The sequence below is a fragment of the Quisquiliibacterium transsilvanicum genome (assembly GCF_014202215.1).
GTDB classification, from domain to species: Bacteria; Pseudomonadota; Gammaproteobacteria; order Burkholderiales; family Burkholderiaceae_E; genus Quisquiliibacterium; species Quisquiliibacterium transsilvanicum.
Map to the genome: position 1 here is coordinate 75,219 of NZ_JACHGB010000006.1, position 17,157 is coordinate 92,375.

The 17,157-nt window shown below is 69.5% G+C and carries 25 protein-coding genes; 3 read left to right on the forward strand and 22 right to left on the reverse strand.

Annotated features, from left to right (window positions below; all coding sequences use genetic code 11):
* Nucleotides 1-58 precede the first annotated feature (58 nt).
* The 22 genes from tatC to HNQ70_RS15470 form a co-directional block, all read right to left on the reverse strand.
* Nucleotides 59-847, reverse strand: coding sequence for a twin-arginine translocase subunit TatC (gene tatC / locus HNQ70_RS15365; RefSeq protein ID WP_183969314.1), 789 nt, complete (start codon nt 845-847; stop codon nt 59-61).
* A 38-nt stretch (nt 848-885) separates the two neighbouring features.
* Nucleotides 886-1,317 (reverse strand): Sec-independent protein translocase protein TatB, encoded by a 432-nt coding sequence (gene tatB, locus HNQ70_RS15370; protein ID WP_183969316.1) that lies wholly within the window; start codon nt 1,315-1,317, stop codon nt 886-888.
* 113 nt (nt 1,318-1,430) lie between these two features.
* Nucleotides 1,431-1,646, reverse strand: coding sequence for a Sec-independent protein translocase subunit TatA (gene tatA, locus HNQ70_RS15375; protein ID WP_183969318.1), 216 nt, complete (start codon nt 1,644-1,646; stop codon nt 1,431-1,433).
* Between the two features lie 73 nt (nt 1,647-1,719).
* A complete protein-coding gene (locus HNQ70_RS15380; RefSeq protein ID WP_183969320.1) occupies nt 1,720-2,082 on the reverse strand; it encodes a histidine triad nucleotide-binding protein in 363 nt (120 codons plus the stop codon).
* A 52-nt stretch (nt 2,083-2,134) separates the two neighbouring features.
* Nucleotides 2,135-2,488: a phosphoribosyl-ATP diphosphatase gene (locus HNQ70_RS15385; protein WP_183969321.1), complete on the reverse strand. Its 354-nt coding sequence runs from the start codon at nt 2,486-2,488 to the stop codon at nt 2,135-2,137.
* The gene (gene hisI / locus HNQ70_RS15390; RefSeq protein ID WP_183969323.1) at nt 2,481-2,933 is read right to left on the reverse strand and encodes a phosphoribosyl-AMP cyclohydrolase; all 453 of its coding nucleotides are present in this window, start codon (nt 2,931-2,933) and stop codon (nt 2,481-2,483) included. Before hisI ends, HNQ70_RS15385 begins: the two co-directional genes overlap by 8 nt.
* Nucleotides 2,930-3,703 carry an imidazole glycerol phosphate synthase subunit HisF gene (gene hisF / locus HNQ70_RS15395; RefSeq protein WP_183969325.1) on the reverse strand — a complete coding sequence of 258 codons (774 nt, stop codon included), beginning with the start codon at nt 3,701-3,703 and terminating at the stop codon, nt 2,930-2,932. The genes hisI and hisF overlap by 4 nt, the downstream gene beginning before the upstream one ends.
* 4 nt (nt 3,704-3,707) lie before the next feature.
* Nucleotides 3,708-4,454, reverse strand: a complete 747-nt coding sequence (hisA, locus tag HNQ70_RS15400; RefSeq protein WP_183969327.1) for a 1-(5-phosphoribosyl)-5-[(5-phosphoribosylamino)methylideneamino]imidazole-4-carboxamide isomerase — start codon at nt 4,452-4,454, stop codon at nt 3,708-3,710.
* 97 nt (nt 4,455-4,551) lie between these two features.
* Nucleotides 4,552-5,190 carry an imidazole glycerol phosphate synthase subunit HisH gene (hisH, locus tag HNQ70_RS15405; RefSeq protein WP_183969329.1) on the reverse strand — a complete coding sequence of 213 codons (639 nt, stop codon included), beginning with the start codon at nt 5,188-5,190 and terminating at the stop codon, nt 4,552-4,554.
* On the reverse strand, nt 5,190-5,783 hold the full coding sequence (hisB, locus tag HNQ70_RS15410; RefSeq protein ID WP_183969331.1) for an imidazoleglycerol-phosphate dehydratase HisB: 594 nt from the start codon (nt 5,781-5,783) through the stop codon (nt 5,190-5,192). The genes hisH and hisB overlap by 1 nt, the downstream gene beginning before the upstream one ends.
* Nucleotides 5,780-7,105 carry a histidinol dehydrogenase gene (gene hisD / locus HNQ70_RS15415; RefSeq protein ID WP_183969333.1) on the reverse strand — a complete coding sequence of 442 codons (1,326 nt, stop codon included), beginning with the start codon at nt 7,103-7,105 and terminating at the stop codon, nt 5,780-5,782. The genes hisB and hisD overlap by 4 nt, the downstream gene beginning before the upstream one ends.
* Nucleotides 7,106-7,109: 4 nt before the next feature.
* Nucleotides 7,110-7,766 (reverse strand): ATP phosphoribosyltransferase, encoded by a 657-nt coding sequence (gene hisG, locus HNQ70_RS15420; protein WP_246434999.1) that lies wholly within the window; start codon nt 7,764-7,766, stop codon nt 7,110-7,112.
* Nucleotides 7,767-7,773: 7 nt separating this feature from the next.
* A complete protein-coding gene (murA, locus tag HNQ70_RS15425) occupies nt 7,774-9,024 on the reverse strand; it encodes a UDP-N-acetylglucosamine 1-carboxyvinyltransferase (RefSeq protein WP_183969335.1) in 1,251 nt (416 codons plus the stop codon).
* A gap of 26 nt (nt 9,025-9,050) precedes the next feature.
* Entirely contained in the window at nt 9,051-9,293 is a 243-nt protein-coding gene (locus tag HNQ70_RS15430; protein ID WP_183969337.1) for a BolA family protein, read from the reverse strand.
* A 66-nt stretch (nt 9,294-9,359) separates the two neighbouring features.
* Nucleotides 9,360-10,130 (reverse strand): ABC transporter permease, encoded by a 771-nt coding sequence (locus HNQ70_RS15435; RefSeq protein ID WP_246435000.1) that lies wholly within the window; start codon nt 10,128-10,130, stop codon nt 9,360-9,362.
* Nucleotides 10,131-11,039, reverse strand: coding sequence for an ABC transporter ATP-binding protein (locus tag HNQ70_RS15440; protein WP_183969339.1), 909 nt, complete (start codon nt 11,037-11,039; stop codon nt 10,131-10,133).
* Nucleotides 11,026-11,307, reverse strand: coding sequence for an STAS domain-containing protein (locus HNQ70_RS15445; protein ID WP_246435001.1), 282 nt, complete (start codon nt 11,305-11,307; stop codon nt 11,026-11,028). The genes HNQ70_RS15440 and HNQ70_RS15445 overlap by 14 nt, the downstream gene beginning before the upstream one ends.
* Nucleotides 11,308-11,312: 5 nt before the next feature.
* Entirely contained in the window at nt 11,313-11,930 is a 618-nt protein-coding gene (locus HNQ70_RS15450) for an MlaC/ttg2D family ABC transporter substrate-binding protein (protein WP_183969341.1), read from the reverse strand.
* Between the two features lie 163 nt (nt 11,931-12,093).
* The gene (locus tag HNQ70_RS15455) at nt 12,094-12,810 is read right to left on the reverse strand and encodes an MlaA family lipoprotein (RefSeq protein ID WP_183969342.1); all 717 of its coding nucleotides are present in this window, start codon (nt 12,808-12,810) and stop codon (nt 12,094-12,096) included.
* Nucleotides 12,807-13,277: an outer membrane lipid asymmetry maintenance protein MlaD gene (mlaD, locus tag HNQ70_RS15460; RefSeq protein WP_183969344.1), complete on the reverse strand. Its 471-nt coding sequence runs from the start codon at nt 13,275-13,277 to the stop codon at nt 12,807-12,809. The genes HNQ70_RS15455 and mlaD overlap by 4 nt, the downstream gene beginning before the upstream one ends.
* Before the next feature lie 15 nt (nt 13,278-13,292).
* A complete protein-coding gene (gene mlaE, locus HNQ70_RS15465) occupies nt 13,293-14,069 on the reverse strand; it encodes a lipid asymmetry maintenance ABC transporter permease subunit MlaE (protein ID WP_183969346.1) in 777 nt (258 codons plus the stop codon).
* Complete coding sequence (locus HNQ70_RS15470) at nt 14,066-14,866, reverse strand: ABC transporter ATP-binding protein (protein ID WP_246435002.1); 801 nt, start codon at nt 14,864-14,866, stop codon at nt 14,066-14,068. Before HNQ70_RS15470 ends, mlaE begins: the two co-directional genes overlap by 4 nt.
* A gap of 105 nt (nt 14,867-14,971) precedes the next feature.
* Here HNQ70_RS15470 and HNQ70_RS15475 point away from each other — a divergent pair, with 105 nt between their 5' ends.
* The 3 genes from HNQ70_RS15475 to lptC are packed head-to-tail and all read left to right on the forward strand — an operon-like array spanning nt 14,972 to nt 17,144.
* Nucleotides 14,972-15,967: a KpsF/GutQ family sugar-phosphate isomerase gene (locus HNQ70_RS15475; protein ID WP_183969348.1), complete on the forward strand. Its 996-nt coding sequence runs from the start codon at nt 14,972-14,974 to the stop codon at nt 15,965-15,967.
* Entirely contained in the window at nt 15,967-16,551 is a 585-nt protein-coding gene (locus tag HNQ70_RS15480) for a KdsC family phosphatase (protein WP_183969350.1), read from the forward strand. The genes HNQ70_RS15475 and HNQ70_RS15480 overlap by 1 nt, the downstream gene beginning before the upstream one ends.
* Nucleotides 16,551-17,144: an LPS export ABC transporter periplasmic protein LptC gene (gene lptC, locus HNQ70_RS15485; protein ID WP_183969352.1), complete on the forward strand. Its 594-nt coding sequence runs from the start codon at nt 16,551-16,553 to the stop codon at nt 17,142-17,144. The genes HNQ70_RS15480 and lptC overlap by 1 nt, the downstream gene beginning before the upstream one ends.
* Nucleotides 17,145-17,157: the final 13 nt, after the last annotated feature.

The following is a 17,157-nucleotide window of genomic DNA, read 5'->3' on the forward strand; positions in this document are numbered from 1 at the left end:
CCGCGTTGCCGCCGCCTGCGGCCCGGTCGGCTTCAGCGGCCCGGCCGGCCGTCGCTGCTCAGCTGCCGCGCTCGGTCGGCGCGGTTTCGGTGGATGCCTGGGGCTCCGCAGCGTCCTCGTCGGGCGCGCGGCTGTGCGCCTTGATGAAGCGCGCCATGAAGATTCCAAGCTCGTAGAGCAGGATCAGCGGCACCGCCAGCATGAACTGGCTGACCACGTCCGGCGGCGTGAGCACTGCCGCGACGACGAAGGCGCCCACCACCACGTAGCGACGCGCGTCCTTCAGCTGCTGGACGCTCACCATGCCCAGCTTCACCAGCAGCATCTCCACCACCGGAACCTCGAAGGTGAGCCCGAAACCGAAGAAGATGGCGAGGGTGAAGTCCCAGTACTTCTGCAGGTCCTGGAGCACGTCGGCGCCGGTCTGAGACGCGAACGAATAGAAGAACTTGTAGGCGGCAGGCAGCACGAACAGGTAGGCGAAGCCGATTCCCACCACGAGGAAGAACACGCTGGAGACGATCAGCGGCACCGCGAACTTCTTCTCGTGCTCGTACAGCCCAGGCGCCACGAAAGCCCAGGCCTGGTAGAGCACCCAGGGCAGGCTGAACAGCAGTGCCGTGAGGAAGGCCACCTTGGTGAGGGTGAAGAAGGCGCCGGCCTGGTCCGTGAAGATCGGCCTGGTTCCCGGCGGCAGCGACTGGTACAGCGGCAGCGACAGGAACTTCATGATGTCGCCGGAAAAGTAGAAGCAGACGGCGAACAGCGCCAGCACCACCAGCAGCGACCTGATGACCCGGTCGCGCAGCTCGACCAGGTGGGAGACGAAACTTTCTTCCTGGGGCATGGCTTCGCCGGCGGTGGGGGGGCGACGAGACAGCCGCATCAGGGGCGCTTCGGCCGCTTCTGCCCGAGGGCGCGGGCGCGCTCCTGGCGGCGATCGGCGATCTTCTGGCGGGCACGGCGCGCCGCATAGACGCGGTCCCAGTCGGTGGCGGGTTCGGCCGATGCGCCCTGCCCGCTACCGCCCTCGACAGAGGAGGCGATCGAGTCGAATTCGCTGCGGGCTTCGGACACGCTCGACCGGAACGAATCCTCGATGCCGGAAGCCGCGTCCTTCATCTCGCCCTGGAGCTTGCGCAGCTCCTCGAGCTCCATCTGGCGGCTGATGTCTGACTTGACGTCGCTGACGTAGCGCTGGAGCTTGCCCAGCCACTGCCCCAGCTGCCTGGCGACCTTCGGGAGCCGTTCAGGCCCCAGCACCACCAGGCCCACCACGGCGATGATCGCCATCTCGGAGAAGCCGATATCGAACATGCGATTGGAATTGACGAAGACCGGAAAGCGGCGGCGATGGCGCTAGCGCGCCACGGCCAGCCGCGCCCGACGCGGGTGCAGGGCTGCAGCCGCGCGGCCGCCGCGGGGGCAGATCAGGTCTTTTCCTTGGCTTCGACGTCGATGGTCTTGGCCTTGTTGGCCGACTTGTCGCCATCCACCTGTTCGGAACCGGCCTCCTTGATGCCTTCCTTGAAGCCCTTGACTGCGCCGCCGAGGTCGGACCCCAGGTTGCGCAGCTTCTTGGTTCCGAACACCAGCAAGACGACGGCCAGCACGATCAGCCAGTGCCAGATGCTCAACGATCCCATGATTCGCTCCTGATGACTGTTGCTTCGGGGAATGCGCCGCGACGCGGTCGCCGGCTGCCTGCCGGCGGGGCGATCACCGGCGGTTCATGCCCGAGCCTAGCGGCTCCGGGCCCCCGAGGACATGGATGTGAAGATGATACACCTCCTGCCGGCCCACCCTTCCGTTGTTCACGACCAAGCGGAAACCGTCGGAAGACCCCTGCTCGCGCGCCAGCCGCCCGGTGAGCGCCATCATCCGGCCCAGCAAGGCCTCGTGCCCGGGCCCCGCGTCGTAGAGATTGTCGACGTGCGCCTTGGGCACGACGAGGAAGTGCACCGGCGCGGACGGATGGATGTCGTGGAAGGCGAGAATTTCGTCGTCCTCGTAGACCTTGCGGCTGGGGATCTCGCCACGCGCGATCCGGCAGAATAGGCAATCGGGCTTGTGTGTCGTCATGCTCCGGAGCCTTGGGCGGGCTTGTGATGTTGACCGATGACAGGCGGCGCCCTCAGCGCGCGGCCCGGGATGCCTTCTCGTCGAGCCCGGAGAGCCCCTCGCGCCGCTCGAGTTCGGCAAGCACGTCGGCAGGCCGCAGATCGTAGTGGGCCAGCATGACGAGGCAGTGAAACCACAGGTCCGCGGTCTCTGCAACGATGCGCTCGCGCGCGCCGTCCTTGGCTGCCATCACGGTCTCGGTCGCCTCTTCCCCGATCTTCTTGAGGATGCCATCCGGCGCCTTCGAGAACAGCCGCGCGACGTAGGAGCGGTCCGGGTCGCCGCCACGGCGCGACTCGATGAGCTCGGCCAGACGCGCGAGGGTGTCGTTCCCCGGGCGTCCCGGCGGATTGGGTGCTTCAGACATCTGCATTTCCGTTGGTAGGCCCGGCGTGCGGATCCTTGCGATAAATTGCCTGCGGGTCGCGCAGCACCGGGTCGACCGCCACCCAGCGGCCGTCCTCCAGCCGGCTGAAGAAGCAGGAATGCCGCCCGGTGTGGCAGGCGATTCCCCCCTGCTGCTCGACCTCGAGCAGGACGACGTCGCCGTCGCAGTCGAGCCGGATCTCGCGCACCTTCTGGAAGTGCCCCGACTCCTCGCCCTTGCGCCAGAGCCGTCCGCGGGAGCGGGACCAGTAGACCGCGCGCCCGGTGGCTGCGGTCTCGGCGAGCGCCTCACGGTTCATCCAGGCGACCATCAGGATGCGCTGCGAGCCGGTTTCCTGGGCGATCGCGGGCACCAGCCCGGCATCGTCCCAGCGGATTTCGTCGAGCCAGGCACCGGACAGGTTGCCTGGGGCGGGCGCGCTCATCCGAGCGGCTCCTCCAGGCGCACCGCGATGCCCTGCGCGGCCATGAAGGCCTTGGCCTCGCGCACGGTGAACTCGCCGAAATGGAAGATGCTCGCCGCGAGTACCGCGTCGGCCCGGCCGAGGGTGACGCCGTCGGCAAGGTGCTGCAGGGTGCCGACTCCGCCGGAGGCGATCACCGGAATGCCGACCGCGTCCGAAACAGCGCGGGTGAGCTCGAGGTCGAAACCCTGGCGGGTGCCGTCGCGATCCATGCTGGTGAGCAGGATCTCGCCCGCACCGAGTCGCTCGACCTCGACGGCCCACTCGACCGCATCGCGCCCGGTGGTCTTGCGCCCGCCATGGGTGTAGACCTCCCAGCGTCCGTCGGCGGCGCGCTTGGCGTCGATGGCGACCACGATGCACTGCGCGCCGTAGCGCGAGGACGCATCGGCGACCAGCTGCGGATTCTGCAGCGCCGCGGTGTTTACCGAGATCTTGTCGGCGCCGGCGTTGAGCAGCCGGCGGACGTCGTCGACGGTGCGCACGCCTCCGCCGACCGTCAGCGGAATGAACACCTCCTCGGCGACCGCCTCGATCACGTGCAGGATGATGTCGCGCTGGTCGCTGGAGGCCGTGATGTCGAGGAAGGTGAGCTCGTCGGCGCCCTGCTCGTCGTAGCGGCGTGCGATCTCGACCGGATCGCCGGCATCGCGCAGCTCGACGAAGTTCACGCCCTTGACGACCCGCCCCGCGGTGACGTCCAGGCAGGGAATGATGCGCTTGGTCAGCACGGCGTCAGGAGGCCCCGTTGAGATCGTCGGCGCGCTGCTGAGCGAGGCGGAAGTCGAGCTTGCCCTCGTAGAGCGCCCGGCCCAGGATGGCCCCCTCCACGCCCTCGTCCTCGACCGCGCAGAGCTTCTCGACGTCGTCGATGCTCGCCAGGCCGCCCGAGGCGAACACCGGCACGCGCAACTCGCGCGCCAGGCGCACCGTGGCCTCGATGTTCACGCCGGTCAGCATGCCGTCGCGGCCGATGTCGGTGTAGATGACCGCCTCGACGCCGTAGCTCTCGAATTTCTTGGCGAGGTCGAGCACGTCGTGGCCGGTGAGCTTGCTCCAGCCGTCGGTGGCGACCTTGCCGTCCTTGGCGTCGAGACCGACGATGATCTGGCCGGGGAAGGCGCCGCAGGCGTCATGCAGGAAGCCCGGATTCTTGACCGCCGCGGTGCCGATGATCACGTAGCCGATGCCGTCATCGAGGTAGCGCTCGATGGTGTCGAGGTCGCGGATGCCGCCGCCGAGCTGCACGGGGACGCGCGCGCCGACCGCGTCGACGATCGCGCGGATTGCCGCCTCGTTCTTCGGCTTGCCGGCAATGGCGCCGTTCAGGTCGACCAGGTGGAGGCGGCGGGCGCCCTGCTCGACCCAGCGAACAGCCATCTCGGCAGGGTCTTCGGAGAACACGGTCTCGTCGTTCATGTCGCCCTGGCGCAGGCGGACGCAACGGCCATCCTTCAGGTCGATCGCGGGAATCAGCAGCATGTCTGGGGGTATCGGGGGACTGGCGATGCGCGGCCCGGAGGAGCCGCGCGGGTTGAGAGCCTCAGGGAGGTCCGGGCGGTTCGCGAAAAGCGGGACGTCAGGGCTTCCAGTGGACGAAATTCTCGTAGAGGCGCAGCCCGTTGGCGGCGCTCTTCTCGGGGTGGAACTGGGTGGCGAAGATATTATCCCGCGCCACCGCGCAGGTAAAGGCGACGCCATGCTCGCTGGTTCCAACCGTCAGCGTGTCGTCAGCGGGCTGCGCGAAGAAGCTGTGCACGAAATAGAAGTGCGCGCCGTCTGGCACGCCTTGCCACAGCGGATGCGGCCTGGCCTGGCGCACGCGGTTCCAGCCCATGTGCGGCACTTTCAGCCGCATGCCATCCGGACCGCGCATCGCCTCGGCGGGAAAGCGCACCACCCTGCCCGGCATCACGCCGAGCCCCGGGGTGTCGCCCTCGGCGCTCCAGTCGAACAGCATCTGCTCGCCGACACAGACTCCGAACAGCGGCTTGGAGGCCGCCGCCCGCAGCACCGCGTCGCGCAGGCCGGCGCTGTCCAGGTAGCGCATGCAGTCGGGCATGGCCCCCTGGCCGGGGAAGACCACGCGTTCTGCGGCATCGATTTCCGCGGCCTGGCCGGTGACGATCACCCGCGCCTTGGGGGCAACGTGCTCGAGCGCCTTGGCGACCGAGCGCAGGTTCCCCATGCCGTAGTCGACGACCGCGATCGTGCCCATTACAGCGCTTCCTTGGTCGAGGGAATGCGGCCGGCCTGGCGGGGATCGGGCTCGACCGCGGCGCGCAGCGCCCGCGCGAAGGCCTTGAACACCGTCTCGCACTGGTGGTGCGCGTTGTCGCCGCGCAGGTTGTCGACGTGGATGGTGACCATCGCGTGATTGACGAAGCCCTGGAAGAACTCGCGCGCGAGGTCCACGTCGAAGCCGCCGATCATCGCGCGGGTGAAGTCGACGTGCCAGTGCAGCCCGGGCCGCCCGGAGAGGTCGACCACCACGCGAGTGAGCGCCTCGTCCAGCGGCACGTAGGCATGGCCGTAGCGGCGGATGCCCGTCTTGTCGCCGAGCGCCTTCGCGAAGGCCTGCCCGAGCGTGATGCCGATGTCCTCGACCGAGTGGTGGTCGTCGATGTGGGTGTCGCCCTTGGACTCGACCTCCAGGTCGATCAGCCCGTGGCGGGCGATCTGGTCCAGCATGTGATCGAGGAAGGGCACGCCCGACGCGAGCGAGCAGCGGCCGGTGCCGTCGAGGCCCACGGCGACGCGGACCTGGGTTTCAGCGGTGTTGCGGACGACTTCCGCGGTGCGTTGGGTCATGGTTCGGTTCCGGATGGGTCGAGCCGCATTTCGGCGGCCCGGGCGTGCGCCTGGAGGCCTTCGCCATGGGCAAGCCTGGATGCGATGCGACCGAGGGTCTGCGCACCGGCGCGTGACACCTCGATGATGCTGCTGCGCTTCTGGAAATCGTAGACGCCCAGCGGCGACGAGAACCTGGCGGTGCGCATCGTCGGCAGCACGTGGTTGGGCCCCGCACAGTAGTCGCCGAGCGCCTCCGAGGACCAGGGCCCGAGAAACATCGCCCCAGCGTGCCGGATGCGATCGGCCCAGCGCGAAGGCTCCGCGGCGATGATTTCGAGGTGCTCCGGCGCGATGTCGGAGGCCAGCGCGCAGGCCTCCTCCATGTCGCGCACCCGCACCAGTGCGCCGCGCCCAGCAAGGGAGGCGGCGATCACGTCACGCCGCGGCATCTGCGGCAGCAGGCGGGCGATGGCGTCGCGCACGCGCCCGATGAAGACCGGGTCGGGGCACAGCAGGATCGACTGGGCGAGCTCGTCGTGCTCGGCCTGCGAAAACAGGTCCATCGCGATCCAGTCGGGATCGCCGCTGCCGTCGGCAAGCACCAGGATCTCGCTCGGCCCGGCGATCATGTCGATGCCCACCGTGCCGAACACCCGCCGCTTGGCCTCCGCGACGTAGGAATTGCCCGGGCCTACGATCTTGTCCACCTTCGGCACGCTGGCGGTGCCGTACGCGAGCGCCCCGACCGCCTGCGCGCCGCCGATCGTGAACACCCGGTTCACGCCGGCGATCGCTGCGGCGGCCAGCACCATCGGATTGCGCACGCCGTCCGGCGTGGGCACGACCATCACCAGCTCCGGCACGCCGGCCACCTTGGCGGGGATGGCGTTCATCAGCACCGAGGAAGGATAGGCGGCCTTGCCTCCGGGCACGTACAGGCCGACGCGCTCGATCGCGTTGATGCGCTGCCCGAGACGCGTGCCATCGGCCTCGACGTAGGACCAGGACTCGCCGCGCTGGCGCTCGTGGAAGGCGCGTACCCGGGCCGCTGCGGCCTCGAGGGCCTGGCGGTCCTCGTCCTGCAGCCAGGCCAGCGCCGCCTCGAGCGCCTCATGCCCGAGCTCGAGCTCAGCCATCGAATGCGCCTGCATCCGGTCGAAGCGGTTGGTGTATTCGAGCACCGCCTCGTCGCCGCGCGCACGGACCTCGCGCAGGATGCCGGCCACGGTGCGCTCCACCGCCTCGTCCTGGCTGGGCTCCCACGCGATCAGCGCGTCGAGCCGCTGGCGGAAGTCCGCGGAAGAGGAATCGAGCTCGTTGATCAGGCGCTTGTCGCTCACCGCATCAGTCCTTCCTGACTGCCGCCGCGATCGCGGCCAGCAGCGGCTGCAGCCGCGCGGCCTTGGTCTTGAGCGACGCCTGGTTGACGATCAGCCGGGCGGAGATCGGCATGATCTTCTCCACCTCGACCAGGTCGTTGGCGCGCAGCGTGCTGCCGGTGCTGACCAGGTCGACGATGGCGTCCGCCAGCCCGACCAGCGGCGCCAGCTCCATCGAACCGTAGAGCTTGATCAGGTCGACGTGCACGCCCTTGGCCGCGAAGTGGCGGCGCGCGGACTCGACGTACTTGGTGGCGATGCGCAGCCGCGCGCCGCGCCGCACCGCCTGCGCATAGTCGAAGCCGCTGGGCGCTGCCACCGACAGCCGGCAGCGCGCAATGTTCAGGTCGATCGGCTGGTAGAGCCCCTCGCCGCCGTGCTCGAGGAGCACGTCCTTGCCCGCGACGCCGATGTCGGCAGCGCCGTACTGGACGTAGGTGGGAACGTCGCTTGCGCGCACGATGACCAGCCGCAGCAGCGGGTCGCCGGTGGGCAGGATCAGCTTGCGGGACTCGAGCTCGGAGGGGTCGACGGGAATACCCGCCGCCTCCAGCAGGGGCACCGTGTCGTCGAAGATGCGGCCCTTGGACAGGGCCAGCGTGATCATCGGGTTGCCGGACATCGGTCGCTCACGAGATGCGCTCGATGCGCGCACCCAGCGCCGCGAGCTTGCTTTCCATGTGTTCGTAGCCGCGATCGAGGTGGTAGATGCGATCGACCACGGTCTCGCCCTCGCTCACCAGTCCGGCGATCACCAGTCCTGCGGAGGCCCGCAGGTCGGTGGCCATGACGGTGGCGCCCGACAGCCGCGGCACACCGCGCACGATCGCGGTGTTGCCCTCGACCACGATGTCGGCGCCCAGGCGCTGCAGCTCGAGGACGTGCATGAAGCGGTTCTCGAAGATGGTCTCGGTGATCACCGACGTGCCTTCGGCAACCGCGTTCATCGCCATCATCTGGGCCTGCATGTCGGTGGCGAAGCCGGGATAGGGCGCGGTCCGAACGCTGACCGCCAGCGGACGACGCGACATCGAGATGCGGATGCGGTCAGCGCCGGTCTCGAGCGTCGCGCCGGCCTCGCGCAGCTTCTCGAGGGTGGCGTCCATCGTGTCCGGGTCGACGCCTGCGAGCTCGACGTCGCCGCCGGCGGCCGCGACCGCGCACAGGAAGGTGCCCGCCTCGATGCGGTCGGGCATCACGCCCCAGGTCGCGCCATGCAGGCGCTCGACGCCGCGGATCACGATGCGGTCGGTGCCCGCGCCCTCGATGCGCGCGCCCATCGCGACCAGCGCGCGCGCGAGGTCGACCACCTCGGGTTCGCGGGCGGCGTTCTCAATGACGGTTTCTCCTTCGGCCAGCGTGGCCGCCATCATCAGGTTCTCGGTGCCGGTGACGGTCACCATGTCTGTGACGATGCGCGCGCCCTTGAGCCGCGCGGCCTTGGCAACCACATAGCCGTGCTCGATGCTGATCGCGGCGCCCATCGCCTGCAGGCCCTTGATGTGCTGGTCGACGGGCCGCTGCCCGATCGCGCAGCCGCCGGGCAGCGACACGCGGGCCTCGCCGAAGCGGGCCAGCAGCGGGCCGAGCACCAGGATGGAGGCCCGCATCGTCTTGACCATCTCGTAGGGCGCCTCCACCGAGGTGAGGCTGGAGGCGTCGATCGCGATCGTGCCGCCCTCGCGCGTGCAGTGCGCGCCCAGCTGCCCGAGCAGGCGCAGCGTGGTGCCCACGTCGTGCAGGTCGGGAACATTGGTGACCACGAGCGGCTCGGGGGAGAGCAGCCCTGCGGCAAGGATCGGCAGCGCCGCGTTCTTCGCGCCCGACACCTGCACGCGACCCTCCAGGCGGCGGCCGCCCTCGATGCGCAACTTGTCCATCTTCCGGTTCCGTTGTGCGCGGCGCCTCAGGCGGCGCGCGAGGCGTGCTCCGCCGGGGTCAGCGTCTTCATCGACAGCGCGTGGATCTCCTCGCGCATCCGCTCGCCCAGCGCGCGGTAGACGAGCTGGTGGCGCTGCACAGGCCGCAGGCCCTCGAAGTGCGGGGAGACGATGAGCGCCTCGAAGTGGTGGCCGTCGCCGGACACCTCAAGGGTGTCGCATTCGAGTCCGGCGGCGATGTAACTCTTGACGTCTTCAGGGGTGACCATGGCGGCAGGCAGTTCGGGTCGAGCGGGAGGATGCGGCGGGCGCGGCGCGCCCGTCACGGGAACGGATCAGTGGCGCAGCTTGTAGCCGCTGCGCAGCATGTGCAGCGCAAGCGCGGACACCAGCGCCAGCGCGCCGAGCACCACGCCCAGGCTGATCAGCGGCGGAACGTCCGAAGCGCCGAAGAAGCCGTAGCGAAAACCGTCGACCATGTAGAAGAACGGGTTCAGGTGGGAGACCGACTGCCAGAACTGCGGCAGCGAACGCACCGAATAAAACACGCCGGACAGGAAGGTGGCCGGCATGATGATGAAGTTCTGGAAGGCGGCGATCTGGTCGAACTTCTCCGCCCAGATGCCGGCGATCAGCCCCATTGTACCGAGAATCGCGCTGCCCAGAACCGCGAAGGCCAGGATCCACAGGGGGTGCGCGAAGTCGGGGCGGACGAACCAGGCGGTCACGAGCAGGACCCCGAGGCCGACCACGAGGCCGCGGACCATGGCCGCCAGCACGTAGGCGGCGAAGAGCTGCCGGTGCGACAGCGGCGGCAGCAGCACGAACACCATGTTGCCGGTGATCTTGCTCTGGATCAGCGACGAGGAGCTGTTGGCGAAGGCGTTCTGCAGCACCGACATCATCACCAGGCCGGGCACCAGGAAGGAGGTGTAGCCGACCCGGTCGAACACCTGCACCCGGTCCTCGAGCACGTGCGAGAAGATCATCAGGTAGAGCAGCGAGGTCAGGATGGGCGCGCCCACGGTCTGCACGCTCACCTTGTAGAAGCGCAGCAGCTCCTTGCGGAACAGCGTCAGGAAACCCCTCATCGGTTGCGGGCGCATTCAGCGGTTCTCCTGCATGATCCGCACGAACACGTCCTCGAGATCGGTGTGCAGCAACTCCATCTCCTCGATCGCGCAGCCCGACTCGCGCAGGGTGGCGAGGATGGGCTCGACCCGGTCGTAGGCGTCGATGCGCAGCGCCACCCGGCCGGTGTGCGCCGGGTCCTCGGGCAGCACCAGGGGCTCGAGGACCGCAGGCAGGGTGCCGCCCGCCAGCCGCAGCAGCAGCCGCCCGCCGGCGAAGCGCCGGATGAGGTCCGAGGTTCGATCCAGCGCCACCACCTCGCCCTGCTTGAGCATCGCGATCCGGCCGCAGAGCTCCTGGGCCTCCTCGAGATAGTGCGTGGTGAGCACGATGGTGTGGCCCGCCGCGTTCAGGCGCCGAACGAACTGCCACAGGGTCTGGCGCAGCTCGACGTCGACGCCGGCAGTGGGCTCGTCAAGCACGATCACCGGCGGCCGGTGCACCAGCGCCTGCGCGACCAGCACCCGCCGCTTCATGCCGCCCGACAGGGCGCGCATGTTGACGTCGGCCTTCGAGACCAGGTCCAGGTTGGCGAGGATCTCGTCGATCCAGGCATCGTCGCGCCGCAGGCCGTAGTAGCCGGCGCTCAGGCGCAAGGTCTCGCGCACCGTGAAGAAGGGATCGAACACCAGCTCCTGCGGCACCACGCCGAGCGCGCTGCGCGCGGCCCGGAACTCGGCGGACACGTCGTGCCCCATCACCGAGACCCGCCCGGAGGTCGGCCGCGACAACCCGGCGATGATGGAGATCAGCGTCGTCTTGCCGGCGCCATTCGGGCCGAGCAGCCCGAAGAACTCGCCCTCGCGCACCTGCAGCGAGACCCCCTTGAGCGCCTCGAAGCTGCCGTAGCGCTTGACCACGGACTGGACGTCAATTGCGTTCAAAGAGGATCTCATCCACGCCGTAGAGGGCCGCCAGCTTGCGCAGGTTGGGCGGAACGTTGCGCAGGCCCAGTGGCGCCGCGGCGCCAGCGCCTGCGCGCCGCGAGAGTTCGAGCAGCACCGCGATCAGCGACGAGTCGAAGTCCGAGCAATCTGCGAGGTCGATCTCGCGCCCGCCAGCGGCCAGCGCGGCCGCTGCGGCCTCCAGGACGGCCGGCGCGGTCTGCAGGGTGACCTGCGCGGGCATGCGCAGCACTTCGGGCGTGGCCATCGCGGTCAGCGGGTCCCCGCAGCGCCGGCGCTGCGGTTCTTCTCGACGAGGCTGCGGATCAGGCCGTCGATGCCGTTGGCGCTGACCTCCTGGGCGAACTGGCTTCGGTAGGTCTGGACCAGCCAGACGCCCAGCACGTTCACGTCGAAGACCTTCCAGCCATCGCCGGCCTTCTCGAGACGGTAGTCGAGCTGGATGGGCTCGCCGCCGCGCGGCTGGACCACCTCGCTGCGCACGATCACCTCCTTGTCGGCCGGGTCGGCACGCATCGGCTTCATCCGCACGCTCTGGTCCTTGGCCGAGGCCAGCGCCCCCGCGTAGGTGCGCAGCAGCAGCGCGCGGAACTCGGTCATCAGCTGCTTCTGCTGCTCCGGACTCGCGCCGCGCCAGTTGCGGCCCACCGCGAGCGCGGTCATCCGCTGGAAGTTCACGTGCGGCATCAGCACCGAATCGACCAGCTCCGACATCCTGGCGAGGTTGCCCGACTGCAGCTGCTCGTCGGCACGGATGCGGTCGATCATCTCGGTGCTGAGGCGCCGGATCAGCACGTCCGGAGCCTCGGCGGCCTGCACGGCAGGCGCCAGCATCAGCGCGGCGAAAAGAAATGCGAACAGTCGTTTCATCGGTAATCCCTGCTTGTCCAGTCTTCCATCAACGCAGCAGAGGCCTGCGCGGCCGACACACGTCGCGCCAACCCAGGTCGCGCCAGCACACCTCGCATCGACGCAGGCCGCCGGCCCTGCCGCCGCATCCGGCGCCCTCGCGGGTCAGCGGCGCCCTCGCGGGTCAGTCCTCGTCGCCGTAGTCCTCGGCGGGCGGCTCGCCGTCCCACACCAGGCTGCGGCGCCGCTGCAGGTAGCCGTCGCGAATGAAGCTGTACTTGTCCAGCGCCGCGCCGCCGACCAGGTCGCCGGCACGCAGGAACGAGGCGCGGGTATCCAGGATCCGGGTTGCGCGCAGGTTGTTCCTGCGTCCCTCGGAGTCGATCTCGCGCAGCGGGTCGGCGAGCATGTCGGTGGCCAACCCGAAGCCGTCGCGCACGCTGGACGAGCCGAAGATCGGCAGCACCAGGTAGGGGCCCGAGCCCACGCCCCAGCGCCCCAGCGTCTGGCCGAAGTCTTCGCGGTGCTTCTCCAGCCCCATCTCGCTGGCCACGTCGGCCACGCCCAGGAAGCCCAGCGTGGAGTTGATCAGCACCCGCGAGGCATCCGAGGCCGCCTCGCGCGGCTTGCCCTGCAGCAGCTGGTTCGCCGCGGTCCAGACGTCGCCGACGTTGGAGAAGAAATTGCCGATCATGAACTGGAAGAGCTCGGGGACTGCCGCCTCGTAGGCGCGCGCGGCGGGCTCGAGCGCGCTGCGGTCGACGAACTCGTTGAAGCCGAACATCGCCCGGTTGAGAGGTTCCAGCGGATCGACCCGCGCGGCCGGCCCGGCGGCGGTCGCGCATCCGGAGAGCGCGATCGCCATCGCGCATACCCCGGCAATCCTCGCCTTGCGCATCATTTCTCGACTCCTTCGGCGGCCTTGCCGTACAGGAACTGCCCGATCAGGTTCTCCAGCACGACGGCCGACTGGGTCAGCGTGATCACGTCGCCCTGCGCGAGCATCTCGCTGTCGCCGCCCGGCTCCAGTCCGATGTACTGATCGCCCAGCAGGCCGGAGGTCATGATCTTGGCGGAACTGTCCTTCGGGAACGCGAAGCGTCGGTCGAGCGCCAGCGTGACCTCGGCCTGGTAGGCCTTGTCGTTGAAGGTGATCCCGGTCACCCGGCCGACCACGACACCGGCGCTGCGCACTGCGGCGCGCGGCTTGAGGCCGCCGATGTTGTCGAAGCGGGCCACCGCCTCGTAGGTGTCCTTCAGCGCGATGCTGCTGCTCATGTTGCCGGCGCGCATCGCCAGAAACGCCAGCGAGGCGAACCCGAGCAGCACGAAGAGCCCCACCAGCACATCCACCGACCTGCGATTCATCGCAATTCCCTTCGTCTAGCTGAACATCAGCGCGGTGAGGATGAAATCCAGCCCCAGCACCGCGAGCGAGGCGACCACGACCGTGGTGGTGGTGGCCCGCGCCACGCCTTCGGGCGTCGCGTCGGCCTGGTAGCCGACGAAGAGCGCGACGAAGGCGACCGTGAAACCGAACACGACGCTCTTGACCACGCCGTTTCCGACGTCGTCGACCCAGTCGACGCCGTCCTGCATCTGCGACCAGAAGGCGCCGGGATCGACTCCGATCGACTCCACGCCGACCAGGTAACCGCCCAGCACGCCCATCGACGAGAACAGCGCCGCAAGCAGCGGCATGCAGATCACCGCGGCAAGGAAGCGCGGCGCGAGCACGCGCTCGACAGGGTCGACCGCCATCATTTCCATCGCGTCGATCTGCTCGCCCGCCTTCATCAGGCCGACCTCCGCGGTCAGCGAGGTTCCCGCCCGGCCGGCGAACAGCAGCGCGGTGACCACCGGCCCGAGCTCGCGCACCAGCGACAGCGTGACCAGCAGCCCCAGCGCCTCCTCGGAACCGTAGCGGCGCAGCGTGTTGTAGCCCTGCAGCCCGAGCACGAAGCCGATCAGCAGCCCGGACACCAGGATGATCGACAGCGAGTAGTTGCCGATGAAGTGGATCTGGTCGATCACCAGCCGCGGCCGGCGCACCGACAGCACGCCCTGTCCGCACAGGCGCAGGAAGAAGCGCGTGCCCGCGCCGATGCCGGCGAGCCGCTCCCCGGCCCAGCGCAGCGGGCCCGTCAGCGTCCGCTTCATCGGCCCAGCCCCAGGTCTTCGGCGAGCGGTGTCGCCTGATGGTGGAAGGCAACCGGCCCATCGATGTCGCCATCCAGGAACTGGCGCACATTGGGGTCGCTCGAGGCGCGCATCTGGTCCGGCGTGCCCTCGGCGGCGATGCGTCCCTTGGCGAGCAGGTAGACGTAGTCGGCGATGCCGAACACCTCCTTGATGTCGTGCGACACCAGGATGGAGGCGACGTTGAGCGCGTCGTTCAGGTTGCGGATCAGGTGCGCGACCGTGGCCAGCGAGATCGGATCCAGGCCCGCGAAGGGCTCGTCGTACATGATCAGCGGCGCATCGAGCGCGATCGCGCGCGCCAGCGCGACCCGCCGCGCCATGCCTCCCGACAGCTGGGCGATACGGAACTGGGCCGCCCCGCGCAGCCCGACCGCATTGAGCTTGAGCAGCACCAGGTCGCGGATCAGCGGCTCGGGCAGCTCCGTGTGCTCGCGCAGCGGGAACGCGACGTTCTCGAACACCGTGAGGTCGGTGAACAGGGCACCGAACTGGTAGAGCATGCCCATGCGACGGCGCAGCCGGTAGAGGTCCTGGCGCCCGAGCGCATGCACGTTGCTGCCATCGAAGGTGACGGTGCCGGAGCGCGGTTTCAGCAGCCCGCCGATCACGCGCAGGATGGTCGTCTTGCCCGAGCCGGAGCCGCCGATCAGCGCGACCACCTTGCCGCGCGGAAACCGCATCGTGACCCCATCGAGGATCAGACGCTCGCGGTATCCGAAACGGACCTGGTCGAGGACGAGGAAATCCGGGTTCAAGGCGGGAAGGCGCTGCAAGCGCGACGATTGCGGAACTGCGCATTCTAGCCCGCGGCGCGGATTCGCACCGAACCGCCCTGCGTAACGCGCCGATATACTGCCGCAATGAATCAGGACTCCCCTGCCCCCCTGGACGCCGCACGCCTGACGGAATGCGCACGCGACGTGCTGCGCATCGAAGCCGCGGCAGTCCAGGCCCTGGTCGACCGGATCGGCGACGACTTCGTGCGCGCCTGCGAGCTGATGCTCGCCTGCAAGGGCCGCGTGGTGGTCAGCGGAATCGGCAAGTCCGGGCACGTCGGCCGCAAGATCGCCGCCACCCTCGCTTCCACGGGAACCCCGGCCTTCTTCATGCATCCTGCCGAGGCCAGCCACGGCGACCTGGGCATGATCACCCCGGACGACGTGCTGCTCGCGTTGTCCAACTCCGGCAACACCGCCGAGCTGCTGGCCATCGTCCCGCTCGTCAAGCGCCGCGGCGCGCGCCTGGTCGCGATGACCGGCACGCCCGGCTCGCCGCTGGCCGAGCTGGCCGATGCGCACCTGGACGCCGCGGTGGAGCGCGAAGCCTGCCCGCTCAACCTCGCGCCGACAGCCAGCACCACCGCCGCGCTCGCACTCGGCGACGCGCTCGCCGTGGCCCTGCTGGACGCGCGCGGCTTCGGCCCCGAGGACTTCGCGAGCTCGCATCCGGGCGGCGCGCTGGGCAGGCGGCTGCTGACCCACGTAGCCGACGTGATGCGCAGCGGCGACGCGATCCCCTCGGTGCCCGACACCGCCGCGCTGCCGGCCGCGATTCTCGAGATCACCCGCAAGCGGATGGGAATGACCGCGGTGATCTCCGCCGATGGCAGGGTGGCAGGGATCTTCACCGACGGCGACCTGCGGCGCCTGCTCGAACGCGAGGGCGACGTCCGGCGGCTCCTGGTCACGGAGGTGATGAGCGCCTCGCCGGCCACGATCGGCCCGGCCGCGCTCGCAGCCGAAGCGGTGAAGCTGATGGAGGACCGCAGGATCAGCCAGCTGCTGGTGGTCGACGCGGATCGCCGCCTGCTGGGCGCGGTTCACATCCACGACCTCCTCGCCGCGAAGGTGGTCTGATGGGCGCCGCCCCCGCCCCCCAGCGCGCCACTGAGGCCGCACGGCGCGCGGCCTCGATCAGGGCAGTGATGCTCGACGTCGACGGCACGCTCACCGACGGCACCATCTGGATCGGCCAGGACGGCGAGACGATGAAGGGGTTCTCGGTGCACGACGGCTTCGGCCTCACGCTGCTGCGCGACGCGGGCATCCGGCTCGCCATCGTCACCGGGCGCAGGTCGCGCATCGTCGAGGCGCGCGCAGCGGAGCTCAGGATCGAGACGGTGATTCAGGGCGTCGGCGACAAGGGCGCGGCGCTGCGCGAACTGGCCGCCCGCTTCGGCCTGCCAGCGACGGCGATCGCCTGCATCGGTGACGACTGGCCGGACCTGCCGGCCTTCGCGCTCGCCGGCCTCGCCGCAGCGCCTGTCGGCGCCAGCGCGCCGGTGCTCGCCGCGGCGCACTGGGTGTCGACCCGCCCGGCAGGGCACGGCGCGGTGCGCGAGTTCGCCGAGTGGCTGCTGGCCGCGCGCGGCGAACTCGATGCGCTGCTGGCGCGCTACCGCAGCGGCGGCAGCCCCGCCCCGCAGGCGGCGCCGCAGTGATGTTCCAGCGACAGTACGACCGCATCGCCGCGGGCATCTCGATCGCGCTGCTGGCCGGGCTCGCGGGGGTCAGCTATTACCTCGCGGAGATCTCCAGCCGCATGGATCGGTCGGCCGGCGCGAGTGCGCCGGCGCACGAGCCCGACTACTTCGTCGAAGGGCTCGCCCTGACCCGCCTCAACGCGACCGGCCAGCCGGTGTTCCGGATGTCCGCCGACCGGATGCAGCATTTCCCGGACGACGATTCCAGCGAGTTCGTCAACCCGGTGCTGGTGAGCCTGGACCCCGCCAGGCCGCTGATCACGCTGCGCGCCGAGCGCGGCCGTGCGACCAGCGGCGGCGAACAGACGCACCTGCACGACTCGGTGCAGCTGACTCGCGCCGCCGAGGGCGGACAGCCGGCCCTGAGGGTCGACACCGACTATGTGCTGGTGCTGCCGCAGCAGGACCTCGCGCGCACCGACCGCCCGGTGAGGATCACCCATGGCGATTCTTCCTTGACCGGGGTCGGCATGGAATTCGATAATGCGGCGCGCGTGCTGAAGGTCCAGTCCAGGGTGCATGGCGTCTGGGCGGCGCCCGCCGCCCGCTGATCCGCCCCACCTA

Coding starts and splice junctions, on each gene's coding strand:
- HNQ70_RS15475 (WP_183969348.1), top strand. CDS start 14,972: ATGAATCAGGACTCCCCTGCCCCCCTGGACGCCGCACGCCTGACGGAA.
- tatA (WP_183969318.1), bottom strand. CDS start 1,646: ATGGGATCGTTGAGCATCTGGCACTGGCTGATCGTGCTGGCCGTCGTC.
- hisG (WP_246434999.1), bottom strand. CDS start 7,766: ATGTCCGGCAACCCGATGATCACGCTGGCCCTGTCCAAGGGCCGCATC.
- HNQ70_RS15480 (WP_183969350.1), top strand. CDS start 15,967: ATGGGCGCCGCCCCCGCCCCCCAGCGCGCCACTGAGGCCGCACGGCGC.
- tatB (WP_183969316.1), bottom strand. CDS start 1,317: ATGTTCGATATCGGCTTCTCCGAGATGGCGATCATCGCCGTGGTGGGC.
- mlaD (WP_183969344.1), bottom strand. CDS start 13,277: ATGAATCGCAGGTCGGTGGATGTGCTGGTGGGGCTCTTCGTGCTGCTC.
- HNQ70_RS15435 (WP_246435000.1), bottom strand. CDS start 10,130: ATGCGCCCGCAACCGATGAGGGGTTTCCTGACGCTGTTCCGCAAGGAG.
- tatC (WP_183969314.1), bottom strand. CDS start 847: ATGCCCCAGGAAGAAAGTTTCGTCTCCCACCTGGTCGAGCTGCGCGAC.
- HNQ70_RS15455 (WP_183969342.1), bottom strand. CDS start 12,810: ATGATGCGCAAGGCGAGGATTGCCGGGGTATGCGCGATGGCGATCGCG.
- HNQ70_RS15450 (WP_183969341.1), bottom strand. CDS start 11,930: ATGAAACGACTGTTCGCATTTCTTTTCGCCGCGCTGATGCTGGCGCCT.
- HNQ70_RS15385 (WP_183969321.1), bottom strand. CDS start 2,488: ATGTCTGAAGCACCCAATCCGCCGGGACGCCCGGGGAACGACACCCTC.
- HNQ70_RS15445 (WP_246435001.1), bottom strand. CDS start 11,307: ATGGCCACGCCCGAAGTGCTGCGCATGCCCGCGCAGGTCACCCTGCAG.
- hisI (WP_183969323.1), bottom strand. CDS start 2,933: ATGAGCGCGCCCGCCCCAGGCAACCTGTCCGGTGCCTGGCTCGACGAA.
- murA (WP_183969335.1), bottom strand. CDS start 9,024: ATGGACAAGTTGCGCATCGAGGGCGGCCGCCGCCTGGAGGGTCGCGTG.
- hisH (WP_183969329.1), bottom strand. CDS start 5,190: ATGGGCACGATCGCGGTCGTCGACTACGGCATGGGGAACCTGCGCTCG.
- HNQ70_RS15380 (WP_183969320.1), bottom strand. CDS start 2,082: ATGACGACACACAAGCCCGATTGCCTATTCTGCCGGATCGCGCGTGGC.
- mlaE (WP_183969346.1), bottom strand. CDS start 14,069: ATGAAGCGGACGCTGACGGGCCCGCTGCGCTGGGCCGGGGAGCGGCTC.
- hisA (WP_183969327.1), bottom strand. CDS start 4,454: ATGCTGCTGATTCCCGCGATCGACCTGAAGGATGGCCGTTGCGTCCGC.
- HNQ70_RS15430 (WP_183969337.1), bottom strand. CDS start 9,293: ATGGTCACCCCTGAAGACGTCAAGAGTTACATCGCCGCCGGACTCGAA.
- hisB (WP_183969331.1), bottom strand. CDS start 5,783: ATGACCCAACGCACCGCGGAAGTCGTCCGCAACACCGCTGAAACCCAG.
- lptC (WP_183969352.1), top strand. CDS start 16,551: ATGTTCCAGCGACAGTACGACCGCATCGCCGCGGGCATCTCGATCGCG.